The organism is Azospirillum sp. INR13, assembly GCF_015390205.1.
Classification (GTDB): domain Bacteria; phylum Pseudomonadota; class Alphaproteobacteria; order Azospirillales; family Azospirillaceae; genus Azospirillum.
Genome location: NZ_VUOI01000002.1, coordinates 224172 through 240892 on the forward strand (window position 1 = coordinate 224172; position 16721 = coordinate 240892).

Consider the following 16721-nt stretch of genomic DNA (forward strand, 5'->3'; position numbering starts at 1 on the left):
CCTGATCTTCCGTCAGGATGGCCGGCTGGACATCCGTCAGGACAGGACCCGTTCCAGCGCCGCGGCGACCCTGTCGACGTCGCCGTCGGCCATGGCCGGGAACAGCGGCAGCGACAGCGTATGGGCATAATGGGTCATGGCGCCGGGCAGGGCGAGGTCGCCGTAGCGGCGGCGCCAGTAGGGTTGGCGATGGACCGGGATATAGTGCACCTGGGTGCCGATGCCCAGGCCGCGCAGGGCCGTCATCACGGCCGAACGGGTCCGCCCCCCAGCATCCAAAGCATCATCCGAAGCAGCATCGAAGTCGATGCGCGCCGCGCACAGGTGCCAGGCCGGCCGGCACCAGGGCACCGGGACCGGCGGCCGCACCAGCGGGGCCAGCGGCGCCAGCCGCTCCGCATAGAGCGCCATCAGCCGCGCCCGCCGCTCCACGAAGCGGTCGAGCCGGCCGAGCTGGCTCAGCACCAATGCCGCATGGATGTCGGAGAGGCGGTGGTTGAAGCCGGGCTCCGCCATCTCGTAGTACCAGGGGTTGGGCTTTCCCTCCGCATCCAGCGCGGCGTCGGGATCGGCGAAGCCCTCCCCCGGTTCGGGCATGCGCATCATGCCGTGGTTGCACAGGCGCCGCACCCGCGCCATCAGCGCCGGATCGCCGCCGGTGACCGCCCCGCCCTCCCCGGCCGCGATGGTCTTGACCGGATGGAAGGAGAAGACGGTCAGCGACCCCGCCTCCACCTCCGCGCGTCCGGCGCCGACCGGCGTCTCGCCATCCGGGGACAGATCCACCGTGCCGATGGCGTGGCAGGCATCCTCGACCAGCGCCAGCCCCTCCGCCTGCGCGAGTGCCGCCAGCCCGGCCGTCCCGGTCATCGGGGCGGTCTGCCCGGCATAATGGACGGGGGCGAGGGCGCGGACGCGCCAGCCGGCCTTGCGGCCGCGGGCGATGGCGGCCTCGGCCTCGGCCACGCCCATCAGGCCGCTGTCGGGATCGACGTCGGCGAAGGCGACCTCCGCCCCGGCGTGGCGGGCGGCCGACGCCGTGGCGAGAAAGGTGTTGGACGGCACCACCACCGCGTCGCCCGGCCCGATGCCGAGCGCGGCATAGGCCAGCCGCAGCGCCGCGGTGCCGTTGGCGCAGGCAACCGCATCGGCCGCCCCCACCCGCGCGGCCAAGGCCCGCTCGAAGGCCGTGACCGCCGGGCCCTGGGTCAGCCAGTCGCCGCGCAGGACCGCCGCCACCGCGGCGATGTCCTCCTCCTCCACCGACTGGCGGCCGTAGGGGAGGAACGGCATCTCCGCCATCAGGGCGCTTCCGCCAGCAGGTCGCGCAGCCGCTCGCCGTCCAGCCAGTCGTCGTTGCCGTCGCTGGCATAGCGGAAACCGTCTGCCACCGGACGGGCGTTCAGCCGCTCGTACGGCGCATGCTGCCAGAAGGCGAAGGCCGGCTCGATCACGTAGCGGTCGGCCAACTCGTAGGTCTGGCGGGAATCATCCTCGGTGATCATCACCTCGTGCAGCTTCTCGCCCGGCCGGATGCCGACGATCTTCTGCGGCAGGTCCGGCGCCATGGCGCGGGCGAGGTCGGCGATGCGCATGCTGGGGATCTTCGGCACGAAGATCTCGCCGCCCTGCATCATGGCGAAGCAGGACAGCACGAAATCGACGCCGTGCTGCAGCGTGATCCAGAAGCGGGTCATCCGCTTGTCGGTGACCGGCAGATGGTCGGCGCCATCGGCGATCATCTTGCGGAACAGCGGGACGACGCTGCCGCGCGAGCCCACCACGTTGCCGTAGCGCACCACCGCGAAGCGGGTGTCGAGCGCGCCCGACAGGTTGTTGGCGGCGATGAAGATCTTGTCCGATGCCAGCTTGCTGGCGCCATAGAGGTTGATCGGGTTGGCCGCCTTGTCGGTCGACAGCGCGACGACGCGCCGCACCCCCATCGACAGCGCCGCCCGCACCACGTTCTCCGCCCCGTAGACGTTGGTGTGGATGCATTCCATCGGGTTGTATTCGGCGGCCGGCACATGCTTCAGCGCCGCGGCATGGACGCAGAAATCGACGCCGCGCATCGCCAGCTCCAGCCGCTCGCGGTCGCGCACGTCGCCGATGAAATAGCGCAGCGTCGGCGCCCACTCCGCCGGCATGCGCTGCTGCATCTCGTACTGCTTGAACTCGTCGCGGGAGAAGATGATGACCCGGCGCGGCTCGGCGTGGCGCATCACCGTCTCGACGAAGCGGCGCCCGAAGGAGCCGGTCCCCCCGGTGATCAGGACCGACCGGCCGTCCAGCATGCGCAGCCCCGCCTCCAGCCCGGTCCCGGACAGGGCGGACTCCTCCGATCCATCCGCCGGAGTCCCTGGCATGGCCCCGCCCGCTTTGCTGGAGTGTGTCGTCACCGCCGGTTCCGTCCATTGAAGCCGCATCGTTCGAAACCGCCGGGCCGGACCCCGCCGGCCGGATGCTCCGGGGCGGGCGCCGCATCGGGATCGAAATGAACCCCGACCGTAACCGGTGCTTTCTGACAATCGGGTTAATTCAGGATGCCCCCCGGCGCAAGGCCCGTCGGGAAGGGAGGGGGCCGGGCGGCACCGTCGGCCGGCACCTCCCATGCGCGACACAGTTTGGTGGATGTCGCGCCTTGCGGGTGGCGAACGGCCTTCTCTATAGTTTCCCGCCGCCCTTCCCTTCTTCACTCCGCTGGCCGGTTCATGACGAACACCCCCCTGTCGCCCCTGCCGCCGGCTCCCCCCATGACGGGCCTCCCGCCCTTCCCCGGCGCTTTCCCGGGCGCCCCCTTCGCCGCCCCGCTCCAGCCGGCCCCCCAGCCGCCGCCCCGGCCGATCGAGTTCCGGCTGGCCGAAGATCCGGCCGACACCGAAGGCTGGGTCATCCGCGGCAAGGTGCTGAACCGGCCGGGCCTGCGCGGCATGGCCGCGGACAGCAGCCGGCGCGCCCTCCTCCTCGATCCCGGCCAGGGCGCCGCCTGGGCCGAGCAGGCGCTCGCCCTGTCCCATTGCGGCCGGCATGCCGAGGCGCTGCACGCCATCCGGCGCGCCCTGGCGCTCGCCCCCGCCGATCCCGACGCCATGTTCCGGCTGACCGTGACCCTGCAGCGCCGCGGCGACTTCCCCGCCTGCCGGGAGGCGCTGGAGCGGCTGATCCGCCTGCAGCCGGAGTATCCCAGCCACCGCTGGGGCCGCGCCCAGATCCGACTGCACGAAGGGGAGTATGAGGAGGGCTTCGCCGACTACGAATGCCGCTACTGGCTCGACGAATACCAGTTGCAGGCCTACCGCCCTCATCCGGGGCCGCGCTGGACCGGCGAGCCGCTGGACGGCAGGATCGTCATGATCACCACCGAGCAGGGCTTCGGCGACACCATCATGATGGCGCGCTACCTGCCGCTGCTGAAGGGGCTGGGCGCCCGCCGGGTGGTGGTCGAACGCGCCGACGAACTGCGCCGCCTGTTCGCCGGGATGGAAGGGGTCGACGCCTTCGTGCCGCGCGACGTGGCGCCGACGCCGATCTACCATGTCCACAGCTCGATCATGAGCCTGCCGCACCGCTTCGGCACCACCGCCGCCACGGTGCCGCCGCCGGCCCGCCTGACCGTCCCGGAGGAGGCGCGCGCCAAGGCCGCCCGGCTGCTGGGGCCTCGCGACGGCCGGCTCAGGGTCGGCATCGTCTGGTCCGGCAACCAGGGCTTCAGCGACAACCACATCCGCGCCGCCGGGCTGGAGCGCTTCCTGCCGCTGCTGTCGGTTCCCGGCACCGTCTTCCACAGCCTGCAGAAGGGGCCGCCGGAGGCCGAGCTGCAGGCCCTGCCCGATGCGCCCATCACGGCGCTGGGGCCGGAGATGCAGGACTTCGCCGACACCGCGGCGGTCCTGGAGGCGTTGGATCTGGTCATCATGACCGACAGCTCGGTCGCCCACCTCGCCGGCTCGCTGGGGGTGCCGGTGTGGAACCTGGTGCAGCATGTCCCCTATTGGGTCTACGGCCGCACCGGCCCGACCACCCCCTGGTACCCGTCGATGCGCCTCTACCGCCAGGGCCCGGACGAGGACTGGACGCCGGTGTTCGAGGCGGTGCGGGGGGATCTGGAGAGGATGGCGGCGGGCCGTTAACCCTCCCTCTTCCGCCCCGCCTGCACGTCCTGCAGCAGGCGGATCTGCGCCGGCAGGCAGACGGTGGCGAGGTCGAAGCGCTCCACCGCAGTCCGCCTTGCGGCGGCCGACAGGGCGGCGCGCAGCTCCGGGTCGTCCAGCACCGTTTCCACCCGGTCGGCGAGCCCCATGTGATCGTAGAAATCCGTCAGCAGCCCGTTCACCCCGTCCTCGATCACCTCGGCGACCGGCGGCGTGTCGGACCCGACGATCACGGCGCCGCAGGCCATCGCCTCCAGCATCGACCAGGACAGGACGAAGGGGAAGGTCAGGTAGATGTGGGCGCGCGAGACGCGCAGGACCGACAGGTACTGCTCATAGGGCAGCTTGCCCAGAACATGCAGCCGCGCCGCCTCATGCCTGGGCGCGCCGGCGGCGTCCAGCATCGTCTCCCGCCACATTGTCTCGCGCCAGGTGCCGCCGCCCTCGGGCGGGGCGCCGTAGCTGACCTCGTCGCCGCCGACCATCAGGATATGCAGCTTGGGCCGGCGCCGCAGCAGCTCCGCCGCCGCCCGCATGAAGGTGGGAAAGCCGCGATAGGGCTCCAGGTTGCGGGCGACATAGGTCACCACCTCGTCCTCGCGCGACAGGGTGCGGCCGTCGGGCAGGGTGACGGTGGCGGCCGGATCCGGCCGGCAGACCGCGGTGTCGACCCCGTCATGGATCACCGAGATGCGCGGGCGGAAGGCATCGGGATGCTGGTGCCGCTGCCACTCCGTCGGGCTGACGCCCCAATCCATCGCGTCCAGCCCGGTCAGCAGGGTGGCGTTCTTGGTGCGGATGCGGCAGCGCGTCTCCAGCGTCACCGGCCGCTCCGGATCGAAGCCGACGTCGGAGCCCTCGGCCCGGTAGAAGAACTCGCAATAGAGCAGCAGCCGCGCGTCCGGAAACAGATCCTTCAGGAACAAGGCCTCGCCCCAGCCGGGATGGGCGCAGATCACGTCGGGGGTGAAGCCTTCCTTCTGCAGGGCCAGACCGGCGCGCACCGCGCCCTGCCCGTGCAGCACCTGCCCCTCGAACATGCGGATATAGGGATGGGTGGCCTCGCCCGGTTCGCGCGTCGGCCGGTAGAGCGCCAATTGCGCCCCGGCCGGCAGCTCGCGCCGGACCTTGCCGATGAAGGCGACCTGATGGGCCGGATCCGCCGCGAAATGGCGGACGAGATGCTTGTACTGGCCGGGGGTGTTCTGGTGGACGAACAGGATCCGCATGGAAGGACGATGTCCGGAAGACGGAGAACGGGGGCGACAGCCTGCAACCATCCATCGCCGCTGTCGATGCATAAGACCATCCGCTCGATCGGGACGCCCCGACTGGCACATCTCCCGGAAAAAGTTTAAGAACTGAACGGAACCACAACCGAACGGCTCGCCCGCCATGCAGTCCCGCCCCCTCCATCCCTGGCAGCAGGTCACCGCCGGCAGCGGCCTGATGCTGCACGCCCCGCTGACCGTCCGCACCGACCCGGCGCCGCTCCAGCGCGAGTTCGCGGCCCTCGACGCGGCGACGGGGGACGAGGGGCGCATGTTCATGGCCGGCGACGGCAGCTGGTCGTCGATCACCCTGATCGAGGAGGGGCTCGGCTCCGACAACCTGCGCGCCACCGGCCGGCCGACCCCGGCGCTGGACATGATGCCGAGCGCCCGCGCCCTGCTGGAGGGGCTGGGTTGCCGCATCCTGTCCTGCTACGTCCACCGGCAGGAGCCCGGCGGCCTGCTCCGCTGGCATTACGACGGCGCCGGCCTGCACCAGCCCGAAGCGCGGCTGATCGTGCCGATCATCGCCCCACCCGCCGCCGTCACCTGGATCGGCGACAGCCCGGCCGCCTATCCGGCCGGGACTCCGTGGGCCGGCGACTTCACCTTCCCCCACCAGGTGGAGAACGCTGTCGACGAGCAGCGGATCGTCCTGCTGGTGGACGTGGTCAGCGACGACCGCGCCCGCTCCCTCGCCCCGCCGGAGCTGTACGGCCGGCTGCCGCTCCGCTCGGCATTGGCGGAGCAGGCGATCAACAGTCTCATAGCGAACCGGGAGCCGGTGCCGGCCTGAAAAACTGGGGTCCTCCCGAGGCCCCCCGTAAGCATCCGTTCCGCCCCGGCCGCCTTGCGCCTATAAGCTGTCCGCCCGCCGGACGATGCCGGCCCCACCGCCGACACCGAGCCCACCGCTGATACCGAAGAGGTGCGATGATGCGGATCCGCCCGGCGCTGCTGCTCGCCGCAAGCCTGTTCCTTCACATCCCGGAGGCCGCCGCCATGTCGCCCCTGCCCTTCTTCCAGCGTGTCGAGCGCGTCGGCCTGCTCTGCGCGGTGGACGCCGACGGCGGGCCTGTTCCGGATTTGGGCGACGAGGCTCTGTGCGGCCGCGCCGCCGCGGTGCTGTCGGGGCTGTTGGCTTCCGGCCCGGCGGTTGCGGCGCTCTCCCCCAACGACGCCCGCATCGCCGATCCCGGCACCCTGCTGCTGCTGGTCCACGCCACCCTGCGGCCGGAAGGCGGAAACCGGCTTCTGTCGCTCGCGGCGACCCTTCAGCGCAGCGGATCCGCCGCCGGCGCGCCTTTCTTCATGACGCCGCCCCAGGCCCTGGCATTGTCCGGCAGCCTGGACGAAAGCCTTTTGGATTCAACGCTCCGCCGCCTGCTCGACCCGCTGGCGAAGGCGTTGCGCGCCAACCCCTGAGGGGGCGGAGTTTGGAGTCTTGTCGCAGGGGGTGGGACGCCCCCGCTCCAGTCTCGAACGTTTGCAAGATGTCATTCCCGCGAAAGCAGGAATCCAGTTATTTTAAGGGCTTATACAGGAAAGCTGGATCCCCGCCTTCGCGGGGATGACGGTCGCACGGATCGGGTGCTGAAAGCGTCTTATGACAGCCCCGCAGTTTCACCGGCAGAGCTGGGCGAACTTGCGCTCCGGGATCGGCGGCGGCGAGGGGTGCAGCATCAGCCCCTGCTCCTCCACATCCACCCGCGCGTCGGGATAGACGGCGAGCGCCAGCTGCAAGGCCTCGATGAAGCGCTTGCGGAAATCGCGCAGGCGGCTGTAGCCGGCGCCGAACTGTTCGAACACCGCCGGCCAGGTGATCGGGGTGGAGCGGTTTAGGCTGTGGAGCCGGTAGGCCAGCCAGATATAGATGTCGATGCTGGTGCTGTTGTTCTGGATGTGGCGCAGCGCCGGTTCCCAGATCGGCACCGGGTGGGCCTTCAGCTCGCGGAAGAAGGCCTCCGACAGCAGGACGCGGTCTTCCCACAGCGATCCCTGGCCCGGCTCCGCCCCGGCATTGGCCGAGAAATGGATGCCGCCCTTGACGATCGAGCCCTTCTCGAAGCCGATGCTGTGGGCGTCCTCCCAGGCGAAGGTCAGGTTGCAGGCGGCGATGCGCGAGGCCTGTTCGCGGATGTCGCGATAGGTCTGGCCGCCCACCGACAGGCCCATGCGGTCCAGCCATTCGTGCATGCTGCGGCCCAGCTCGACCTCGCGGCTGTCGGTCTGGATCGCGCGGGTCTGCAGATACAGCAGGATCATCCGCGCGCGGCTGCCGTAGGGAACGCCGTAAAGCTTAAAGCCGCCGTTGCGGATCGGCAGTCGTCCAGGCTCGATCAGCAAGCGGATCTTATGTCCGCGACGCTCCCACGGCTGGTCGTCGGGAAGACGACGATGCGGAAGCGCGGTCAGCGCAAAACCCGAATAGGTGATGCCAAGCTCCTGCCGCTCCTCTTCGAGGACGGCAGCGGCGACGTCGACTAGCGAACGCTGATCCGGATCGGTTTGGAGCGCCTTCGCCTGGTCGCGTCCAAGCTGGGTGATCAGGGTATGTATCTGTCCCATAGCGAGCTGACCTTGGCACGACTTTGCGAGGAACCCTATATCACGGCCGGTTAGTGCCAGCAATTTGGAGTCTTGTCGCTCAAACTATTTGTACGGTTATTTGATTCAGTTAATAGTTTGCGCGACAAGACTCCAGTAGAGAATCGCGAGTCGCGCGACAAAACTCCAGAACTCCCGCGACAAGACTCCAGCGGATAGTCCGCATTGCCTGTGGATTTTTCGGCCGACGCGACAAGACTCCAGGCGGGACATTTCGATTCGACCCCGAATCGCTTCCGATTCGCTCGTTTCCGAGTCGCGAAGGCGAATCGGCCGTGACCCGCTCTTGATTCACGGCTCCGCATCGGTCCGGTCCGGGGGCCGGTTTGGAGTTCTGTCGCGCCCCTGTCCCCTTGGGTTCTCCCCGATCGCCCGTCCGATCGCGGTCTGCGGGGACCGCCGGGCAGGGGGGCGCGACAAGACTCCAACCTCGGACCTGGCCGTTGGCCCGGTTTCCGGATAGCGGAGCCGTCCCGTTTGGAGTCTTGTCTCGCCTCCTCCCGGAAGGGGCGCCCCGGTCGGATGGGTCTCGGAGGGGTGCTTGTGGAGCGCGGAAAGCGCGGTCTATAACGAACCGCCATGGCGCCGGCCCTCGGTTCCGACCTCGGGTTTCCCGGCGCCCGAACACATGCTCACACAACAGATGGCGGCAGGATGAACGGCAATTCCGCGCAGAAGATCGTCCCGGTGCTGCTGTCCGGCGGTACGGGGTCCCGTTTGTGGCCCTTGTCGCGCGAACTGTATCCCAAGCAGTTCCTGCCGCTCTGCTCCGACCGGACGATGCTGCAGGACACCGCCTTGCGGGTCAGCGCGCAACCCGGTTCCACGCAGCCCGGCGCGGCCGTGGAGGCCGTCTTCTCGGCCCCCCTGGTGATCTGCAACCAGGAACACCGCTTCCTCGCCGCCGAGCAGCTGCGCCAGTCGCGCTGCACCCCGCGCGGCATCATCCTGGAGCCGGCCGGCCGCAACACCGCCGCCGCCTGCGCGCTCGCGGCGCTCGCGGTGACGGCCGACGATCCGGACGCGCTTCTGCTGATCCTGCCGGCCGACCACGAGATCCGCGACGCCGACGCCTTCCGCCGGGCCGTCGCCATCGCCGCCCGCGCGGCCCAGGCCGGCCGCCTCGTCACCTTCGGCATCACCCCGACCCGGCCGGAGACCGGCTACGGCTATATCCGCCGCGGCCATTCGATGGACGAGGCCGACGGCGCCTACAACGTCGCCGCCTTCGTCGAGAAGCCGTCGCTGGAGGTGGCCGAGCGCTATCTCGCCGAGGGCACCTATGCCTGGAACAGCGGCATGTTCCTGTTCCCGGCCGCCCGCCTGCTGGCCGAGCTGGAGCGCCACGCCCCGGCGGTGCTGGCCGCCTGCCGCGAGGCGCTGGAGCAGGGGTCCAAGGACCTCGACTTCTTCCGCCTGGATGCCGCCGCCTTCGCCAAGGCGCCCAGCATCTCCATCGACTATGCGGTGATGGAGCGCACCGACCGCGCCGCCGTCGTCCCCTGCGAGATCGGCTGGACCGATGTCGGAGCCTGGTCGGCGCTGTGGGACGTCGGGAGCAAGGACGGGGAAGGCAATGTCGTCGTCGGCGACGTGCTGCTGGAGGGCGCCCGCGACTGCTACGTCCGCAGCGACAACCACCTGACCGCCGTGGTCGGGGTGGAGAACGCCGTGGTGGTGGTGGTGGACGACGCCGTTCTGGTCGCCGACCGCTCCCAGGCCCAGGACGTCAAGCGCATCGTCGACCGGCTGAAGGCGGAGGGGCGCAGCGAGTCCGTCAGTCACCGCCGGGTCCACCGCCCCTGGGGCTCCTACCAGTCGCTGCACACCGGCGACCGCTTCCAGGTGAAGAGCCTGACCATCGCCCCCGGCTCGCGCCTGTCCTTGCAGAAGCACCATCACCGTGCCGAGCATTGGGTGGTGGTCAACGGCACCGCGCTGGTCACCCGCGGCGAGGAGCAGGTGATGGTCTACGAAAACCAGTCGATCTACATCCCGATCGGCACGGTCCACCGGCTGGAGAACCCCGGCAAGGTGCCGCTGACCATCATCGAGGTGCAGTCCGGCTCCTATCTGGGCGAGGACGACATCGTCCGGCTCGAGGACGTCTACGGCCGCAACTGAGCGGTCGCTCCGGATTGCCGGCATCCTGCCCGGCTTTTTCGACTTGCAGCCCTTGATGGTTCTCCATCAGGGGCTGTTTCTTTTTGAGTGCAAATGATTCGGGAAGTCTTTCGAAACCCGCCCTCTCAATTTGCATTCAATGAGCAAATCCACACTGTGGCTCTTGTGAAGCCGGCAAAAAACATACACAAGCAACCGGAATCGGAAAAATAATGACGATACAAGCGTATGCGTTGATAAAAATTCGTCTGGTAAAATATAGACATAGTATTAAAGGAATGCATAAGCGCGCCATAATGCAGCATTGATCCGCGGTAATTACCTAAAAATAAAATTCTGAACGCCGTTTGCCTGATGGGCTCGTGGCATAGATTTTATTGGGGGGTAGAAGAATGCCTATCGCCGGATTTGATGCTGCAAGCTATTTGGCTGCGAACCCCGATCTCATTCGGGCCGGTGTGAGCCTGAGCAGTGCCGAGAGCCACTATCTCGCTGCGGGCCGCACCGAAAGCCGTTCCACGACCTTCGACTCGTCGAGCTATCTGGCTGCCAACGCCGACCTGCTCCAGGTGGGGTTGAACACGAGCACGGCGGTCCAGCACTACATCTCCGTCGGCTATCGCGAGACCCGGACCACGAGCTTCGACGCGTCGGGGTACATGGCCGCGAACACCGACCTCGGCTTCTCCTCGGCTTCGCTGGCGGTTCAGCACTTCATCTCCTTCGGCTATCGGGAGAACCGCACCACCAGCTACGATTTCTCCAGCGTCGACATCGCGTCCTACTTTGCGGCCAACGCCGATCTGCAGTCGGCCATCGGCGGCAGCAGCAGCAACGACCGTTACCGCGCGGCCCTGGAGCACTACCGGAACTTCGGAATTTTCGAAGGGCGCCGCATCGTTCCGATGCAGCCCGTGAACAGCGGCCCCACGATCCCGACGCTTTCGACCACCGGCACTCCGCACACCGACACGCTCAGCATCGCCGGTGAAACCGACACCTATGCCGTGACCCTGCAGCGGGGTATCCTCTATACGCTGCGCCAGAACGGCTCCAGCTCCAGCAACGGCACGCTGAACGACCCCTATCTGCGCCTGTTCGACAGCAACCGGAGCCTGCTGGCCCAGGATGACGACGGCGGCACCGGACGCGATGCGCTGATCCAGTTCCGTCCGACCCAGACCGGGACCTACTACCTGTCCGCCGGCAGCTTCGCCAGCGGCGGTGCGGGCACCTATCAGGTCAGCGTCAGCCAGCCCAGCCTGACCGAGGTCTTCCCGCCGGTGTCCGACGTCCTGTCGTTCCCGTACGAGCGCGACAGCGTCAACGTCGCCCTGACCCGCGGCGTCCGCTACCAGATCGACTTGGAGGGGGCGGACACCGGCCGCGGCACCCTGACCAACCCCTACCTGCGCGTCTTCGACAGCAGTGGTTCGCTGCTCCGCTACGACGACGATTCGGGTGTCGGCCTCAATTCGCAGCTGACCTTCACCCCGACCACGACCGGCAACCACACCCTCCAGGTGGCGGGCGTCGGCTCCCGCTATGGCAGCTACACGCTGTCGGTGACGCAGCTCGGCTGATCGCCGTCCCACCGGCAGGGCTCCCCTCTCCCTTTGGAGAGGGGGCTTAACCCTGTTGTGACTTCTAAGCGCCGGGACTGTCCTGCGGGCGCTCCGACTTGGTGGTTTTCCCGTCTTTCGGGTAAAACGGTCGGAGCGCCCCCGGGCTTTTCCGCCCCGGTTTTTTTGCTTTGACACCATTCCCCACCGAGACACGCATGACCATCGAGCCGCCGCCGGACGACCGCATCCCCGAACTCTATGCCGACGGGGTCTTCGACATCGGCTTCGGCAACGGCATGGTCCGCATCGACCTGTTCAGCCTGTCGGCCCTGCGCAAGGACGACAACGGCCAGCCGCTGCCCGCCATCCGCCAGCGGCTGGTGATGAGCCTGCCGGGCTTCCTCGCCAGCCTTTCCGCGCTGGAAGGCATGCGCCAGCGGCTGGAGGCCGCCGGCGTGCTGGTGCCCGGCGCCGGTACGGCGGCTTCCGGTTCCGTCCCCCCGCTTCCCCACGGCGCCTCCTCCGCCGGCCATCCGGCGGCCCAGTCGGCGGTGCAGGCACCGGCCTCTCCGCCCGTCCGGCCCGGCCCGCCGCGCTCGCCGAACTTCGGCTGATCGCCATGCCCGACGCAGGTTCGACGCCGCCCGCCGCGGCTTCCGGTGCCGGTCGTGGGTCGGATCACGAACCCGCGCATGATCCCGGACGCGACCCGGACGGGAGCACCGCGCTGCGCTGCCTGACGCTGGTGGCGCGCCATCACGGCCTGTCGGCCTCGCCGGCCGCCTTGCGCGCCTGCGTCGCTCCCGGCCCCAGCGGACCAAACGGCGAGCCGTCCACCGCCGATCTGCTGCGCATCGCCGCCGCCACCGGCTTCAAGGCGACCGCCCGCCGGCTGGACTGGAAGGCCCTGCAGGCCCTGCCCCCGGTCTTCCCGCTGCTGGCGCGGCTGACCAACGGCAACACCGTCATCCTGATCGGACTGTCGCGTCCGTCCCGTCCCGACGAGGAACCGATGGTCGGCGTCGTCGATCCGCTGGCCGACCGGCTGGAGCCGATCGACGTGCCGCGTGACCGCTTCCTGGAGCGCTGGGACGGCGAGCTGGTCTTCCTCAAGCCGCGCCACGGCCTCGCCGACCCGCGCCAGCCCTTCGGCCTGCGCTGGTTCGTGCCGGAGATCCTGCGCCAGAAATCCGCCTTCCGCGACGTGGTGGCGGCGGCGCTGGTCCTGCACGCGCTCGCCCTTGCCGTCCCGGTCTATTTCCAGATCGTGATCGACAAGGTGCTGGTGAACGAGACCATCGCCACGCTGCAGGTGCTGACCATCGGCGTGCTGGGCGCCCTGCTGTTCGAGGCGGCTTTCCGTTTCCTGCGCCAGTTCATCCTGCTGGCGGCGGCCAACCGCATCGACATCCGCCTCTTGAACCGCACCTTCGGCCATCTGCTCGACCTGCCGATCACCTTCTTCGACGGGCATTCGGCCGGCGTCACCGTGCGCCACATGCAGCAGGTGGAGCGCATCCGCGAGTTCCTGACCGGCAACCTGCTGTCCACCGTGCTGGACAGCCTGGTTCTGCTGGTCTTCCTGCCGGTGCTGTTCTTCTATTCGGTCAAGCTGACGCTGGTGGCGCTGCTGTTCGCCGGATTGATCGCCGGCGTGATGGTCGCCCTGGTGCCGATCTACCGCAGCCGGCTCGGCGAGCTCTACAACGCCGACGCCGAGCGGCAGGCCATGCTGGTGGAGACCATCCACGGCATGCGCACCGTCAAGTCCTCGGCCCTGGAGCCGCAGCAGCGCCGCAGCTGGGACCGCAAGGCGGCGCGCGCGGTGACCAGCCATTACCGGGTCGGCCGCATCTCCATCGCCGCCCGCACGGTGACGGAGTTCCTGGAGAAGGCGATGATGGTGGCGGTGGTTGCCGTCGGCGCCTTCGACGTCTTCGATCGCCAGCTGTCGGTCGGCGCCCTGATCGCCTTCCAGATGCTGTCGGGCCGGGTGGTGACGCCGCTGGTCCAGATTGTCTCGCTGATCCACCAGTACCAGGAGACCGCGCTCTCCGTCCGCATGCTGGGCGAGGTGATGAACCACCCGGCCGAGCCCAGGCGCGAGGGCAGCGGCGCCTGCCCCGCCCTGATCGGCCGCATCGAGATCGAGGGGCTCGGCTTCCGCTATGACCGCAACCGCCCGCCGGCGCTCGACGGCGTCACCCTGACCGTGCCGGCCGGCTCCGTCGTCGGGCTGGTCGGGCGCAGCGGCTCGGGCAAGAGCACGCTGATGCGGCTGCTCCAGGGCTTCTACCCGGTGCAGGACGGCACCATCCGTTATGACGGGCTGGACATCCGCGAACTGGATCTGGCCCATCTGCGGCGTTCCATCGGCGTGGTGCTGCAGGAGAATTTCCTGTTCCGCGGCACCATCCGCGACAACATCGCCATGACCATGCCCGAGGCCAGCCGCGAGGAGATCGTCGAGGCCGCCCGGCTGGCCGGCGCCGACGAGTTCATCCACCGCCTGCCCGACGGCTACGACACGCTGGTGGAGGAGGGGGCGAGCAACCTGTCCGGCGGCCAGAAGCAGCGCATCGCCATCGCCCGCGCCCTGCTGCCCCAGCCGCGCCTGCTGATCCTGGACGAGGCGACCAGCGCGCTCGACCCCGACAGCGAGTCCATCGTCATGGCCAACCTGCGGCGCATCGCCCATGGCCGCACCGTGCTGATCGTCACCCACCGGCTGTCCACCCTGACGGGCTGCGACACCATCGCCGTGCTGGAGCAGGGCCGCCTGCTCGACCTCGCCCCCCACCCAATCCTGCTCGACCGCTGTGCCGAATACCGGCATCTGTGGCAGCAGCAGAACCGGGGGCGCTGAGCCATGCCGGATGCACCGATGCCCGAGATGGAGCAGGACGCAACACAGGCCGATACCGGCCGAGAGGTCGTCCCGGCCAAGGCTGAAGCTCCCCCGTCCCCAGCCCGCCGCAGTACCGCCCTGCCCGCCCCGTCGGCCCCGCCGCCGGGCTTCGCGCTGGAGTATCTGCCGGACGGGGCGGCCATCGAACATGCGCCGCTGCCCTGGTTGGCGCGCTCCACCCTCTATGTGCTGGCCGGGCTGCTGGTGGCGCTGGTGCTGTGGGCCGGCTTCGCCCAGGTCGACCGCATCGTCACCGCCGGCGGACGGCTGGTGACCACGGCGCCGCTGGTGGTGGCCCAGCCGCTGGAGACCGCGGTGGTGCGCGGCGTCGACGTCCAGGTCGGCGACCGGGTGCGGGCCGGCGACCGTCTGGCGACGCTCGACCCCACCTTCGCCGCGGCCGATCTGGCCGACCTGACCGGCAAGCTCGCCGGCGTCGAGGCGCAGATCGGCCGGCTGCGCGCCGAACTGGACGGCAGCGACTTCACCCCCGCCAACAACCCCGATGCCGCGGTTCAGGCCGCCATCCTGGAGCGCCGCCGCGCCGAATACCGCTCCCGTCTCGCCTCGCTGGACGAGAAGGCCGGGCAACTGGACAGCGCCATCGCCGCCAGCCGCCGCGCCCAGGCCGGCCTTGCCGAGCGGCTCGCCGTGGTGGGCGAGGTGGAGGACATCCGCCGCCAGCTTCAGGAACGCCAGACCGGATCCCGCCTGACCTGGCTGGAGGCGCGGGTCGAGCGGCTGCGCATGCGCGACGAGCTGACCGCCCTGCAGGACCGCGAGCAGGCGAGCGCGCACGAACTGCGCGGCATCCAGGCCGACCGTGCCGCCTTCATCGACGAATGGCGCCGCAAGACGGCGGAGGAGCTTGTTGAGCAGACCCGCCAGCGGGCCACCCTGGTGGAACAGATCGCCAAGGCCGAACGCCGCCGCTCGCTGGTCACCCTGACCGCCCCGGTCGACGCTGTGGTCCTTGAGGTGGCCAAGCGCTCCGTCGGCTCCGTCATCCGGGAGGCCGAACCGCTGGTCACCCTGGTGCCCGCCGACGTGCCGCTGGAGGTGGAGGCGGAAATCCCGTCCCGCGACATCGGTCTGGTCCGCGTCGGCGACTTCGTGCGGGTGAAGCTGGACGCCTTCCCCTTCCAGCGCCACGGCACCCTGCCCGGCGAAATCCGCACCATCAGCGCCGACGCCTTCACCCACGATCCCCAGGGAGCCCAAGGGGGCGTCGCCAACCCCGACGCTCCCCGCGCCGGTCCCGGTGCCGTCTTCCGCGCCCGCATTCGCCTGACCGACACCCGGCTGGAGGCGGTGCCCGCCGGCACCAACCTCAGCCCCGGCATGGTCGCCTCGGCCGAGATCCGGGTCGGCACCCGCTCGGTGCTGTCCTACTTCCTCTACCCCGTCATCCGCGTGCTCGACGAAAGCATCCGCGAGCCGTAAGGGATGATGACTCTTCCCGGAAGATGCGGGTGTTGGGCTTCCCTCTTGAAAAGGTAGTATAAGGAAGGGTGGGAACCGCCTGTAGGATGGCCGATCCCCCGTTCCGTGTGCTTGGTAAGGCAGGAATCGATGCTGGTGCCGTCAAAGGAAACCCCTGTCATGGCGCCGGACGGGTCGTTTTCCTTTGGGAACATTCCGCATGTGGCAGATCATCGCGGCAGCGTTTTATGTCAAGCCGGCACGGTGATCCTGCCGGTCGGCGACAAGTCTTTCGGCTTCACCCATATCGAATGGAAGCACAAGGCAAAGATCGAGCACTATTACCGGAACATGCGGGTCGAGCAGTATGTGCAGATCGCGGCAAGCGGTTACCAGAAGCTTTACCTGGAGCGGGATGGCAGGCTCTGGCTTCTGAAGTTCAACGGTGTCGTCAAGACGGTGGTGGTTGCCGAATACAGCCATGTTCTCCCGATCGGGATCCCAGCGGCGCAATATAAGGTGATAACCGGCTATCCCCTCGTCCGTCTGCCCGATTTCAACAAACGCGGCGCCAAGCTGATCTGGGAGAGATGACTTCCGGAACAGCGGCATCGAAGGACAGGGTGGGAGTTGGTGGCCACGAGGCACGCAGGATTGATGCGAACAGCAATCA

General features: G+C 68.9%; 13 protein-coding genes. 9 read left to right on the forward strand and 4 right to left on the reverse strand.

All coding sequences use genetic code 11. The annotated features are described in order from the left end of the window. Positions 1 to 36: 36 nt before the first annotated feature. Together F1643_RS02700 and pseB are read right to left on the reverse strand one after the other, a co-directional pair. Positions 37 to 1302: an aminotransferase class I/II-fold pyridoxal phosphate-dependent enzyme gene (locus tag F1643_RS02700; RefSeq protein ID WP_194910505.1), complete on the reverse strand. Its 1266-nt coding sequence runs from the start codon at positions 1300 to 1302 to the stop codon at positions 37 to 39. Next, positions 1302 to 2366, reverse strand: coding sequence for a UDP-N-acetylglucosamine 4,6-dehydratase (inverting) (gene pseB, locus F1643_RS02705; RefSeq protein ID WP_206692270.1), 1065 nt, complete (start codon positions 2364 to 2366; stop codon positions 1302 to 1304). The genes F1643_RS02700 and pseB overlap by 1 nt, the downstream gene beginning before the upstream one ends. A 345-nt stretch (positions 2367 to 2711) precedes the next feature. On the opposite strand from pseB, the gene F1643_RS02710 reads away from it, so the two are divergent. Next, complete coding sequence (locus tag F1643_RS02710; RefSeq protein ID WP_255542328.1) at positions 2712 to 4130, forward strand: tetratricopeptide repeat protein; 1419 nt, start codon at positions 2712 to 2714, stop codon at positions 4128 to 4130. Here F1643_RS02710 and F1643_RS02715 read toward each other — a convergent pair. Beyond that, entirely contained in the window at positions 4127 to 5380 is a 1254-nt protein-coding gene (locus F1643_RS02715) for a glycosyltransferase family 4 protein (protein WP_194910508.1), read from the reverse strand. The genes F1643_RS02710 and F1643_RS02715 overlap by 4 nt on opposite strands. Positions 5381 to 5546: 166 nt before the next feature. On the opposite strand from F1643_RS02715, the gene F1643_RS02720 reads away from it, so the two are divergent. Together F1643_RS02720 and F1643_RS02725 are read left to right on the forward strand one after the other, a co-directional pair. Then, a complete protein-coding gene (locus F1643_RS02720) occupies positions 5547 to 6218 on the forward strand; it encodes an aspartyl/asparaginyl beta-hydroxylase domain-containing protein (protein WP_194910510.1) in 672 nt (223 codons plus the stop codon). 137 nt (positions 6219 to 6355) lie between these two features. Continuing rightward, positions 6356 to 6847 (forward strand): hypothetical protein, encoded by a 492-nt coding sequence (locus F1643_RS02725; RefSeq protein ID WP_255542329.1) that lies wholly within the window; start codon positions 6356 to 6358, stop codon positions 6845 to 6847. A 198-nt stretch (positions 6848 to 7045) separates the two neighbouring features. Here the strand turns inward: F1643_RS02725 and F1643_RS02730 are convergent, their stop codons facing one another. Further along, positions 7046 to 7990 (reverse strand): replication protein RepA, encoded by a 945-nt coding sequence (locus tag F1643_RS02730; protein WP_012978551.1) that lies wholly within the window; start codon positions 7988 to 7990, stop codon positions 7046 to 7048. Positions 7991 to 8683: 693 nt separating this feature from the next. Here F1643_RS02730 and F1643_RS02735 point away from each other — a divergent pair. From F1643_RS02735 to F1643_RS02760, 6 genes are all read left to right on the forward strand, one after another. After that, on the forward strand, positions 8684 to 10153 hold the full coding sequence (locus F1643_RS02735; protein WP_194910512.1) for a mannose-1-phosphate guanylyltransferase/mannose-6-phosphate isomerase: 1470 nt from the start codon (positions 8684 to 8686) through the stop codon (positions 10151 to 10153). Between the two features lie 458 nt (positions 10154 to 10611). Then, entirely contained in the window at positions 10612 to 11736 is a 1125-nt protein-coding gene (locus tag F1643_RS02740; RefSeq protein WP_194910513.1) for a pre-peptidase C-terminal domain-containing protein, read from the forward strand. 197 nt (positions 11737 to 11933) lie between these two features. Continuing rightward, positions 11934 to 12332 (forward strand): hypothetical protein, encoded by a 399-nt coding sequence (locus F1643_RS02745; protein WP_194910515.1) that lies wholly within the window; start codon positions 11934 to 11936, stop codon positions 12330 to 12332. 5 nt (positions 12333 to 12337) lie between these two features. Next, a complete protein-coding gene (locus F1643_RS02750; protein ID WP_206692275.1) occupies positions 12338 to 14584 on the forward strand; it encodes a peptidase domain-containing ABC transporter in 2247 nt (748 codons plus the stop codon). An 18-nt stretch (positions 14585 to 14602) separates the two neighbouring features. Continuing rightward, positions 14603 to 16069 (forward strand): HlyD family type I secretion periplasmic adaptor subunit, encoded by a 1467-nt coding sequence (locus F1643_RS02755; RefSeq protein ID WP_255542330.1) that lies wholly within the window; start codon positions 14603 to 14605, stop codon positions 16067 to 16069. A gap of 129 nt (positions 16070 to 16198) precedes the next feature. Next, positions 16199 to 16642, forward strand: coding sequence for a hypothetical protein (locus F1643_RS02760; protein WP_194910518.1), 444 nt, complete (start codon positions 16199 to 16201; stop codon positions 16640 to 16642). Positions 16643 to 16721: the final 79 nt, after the last annotated feature.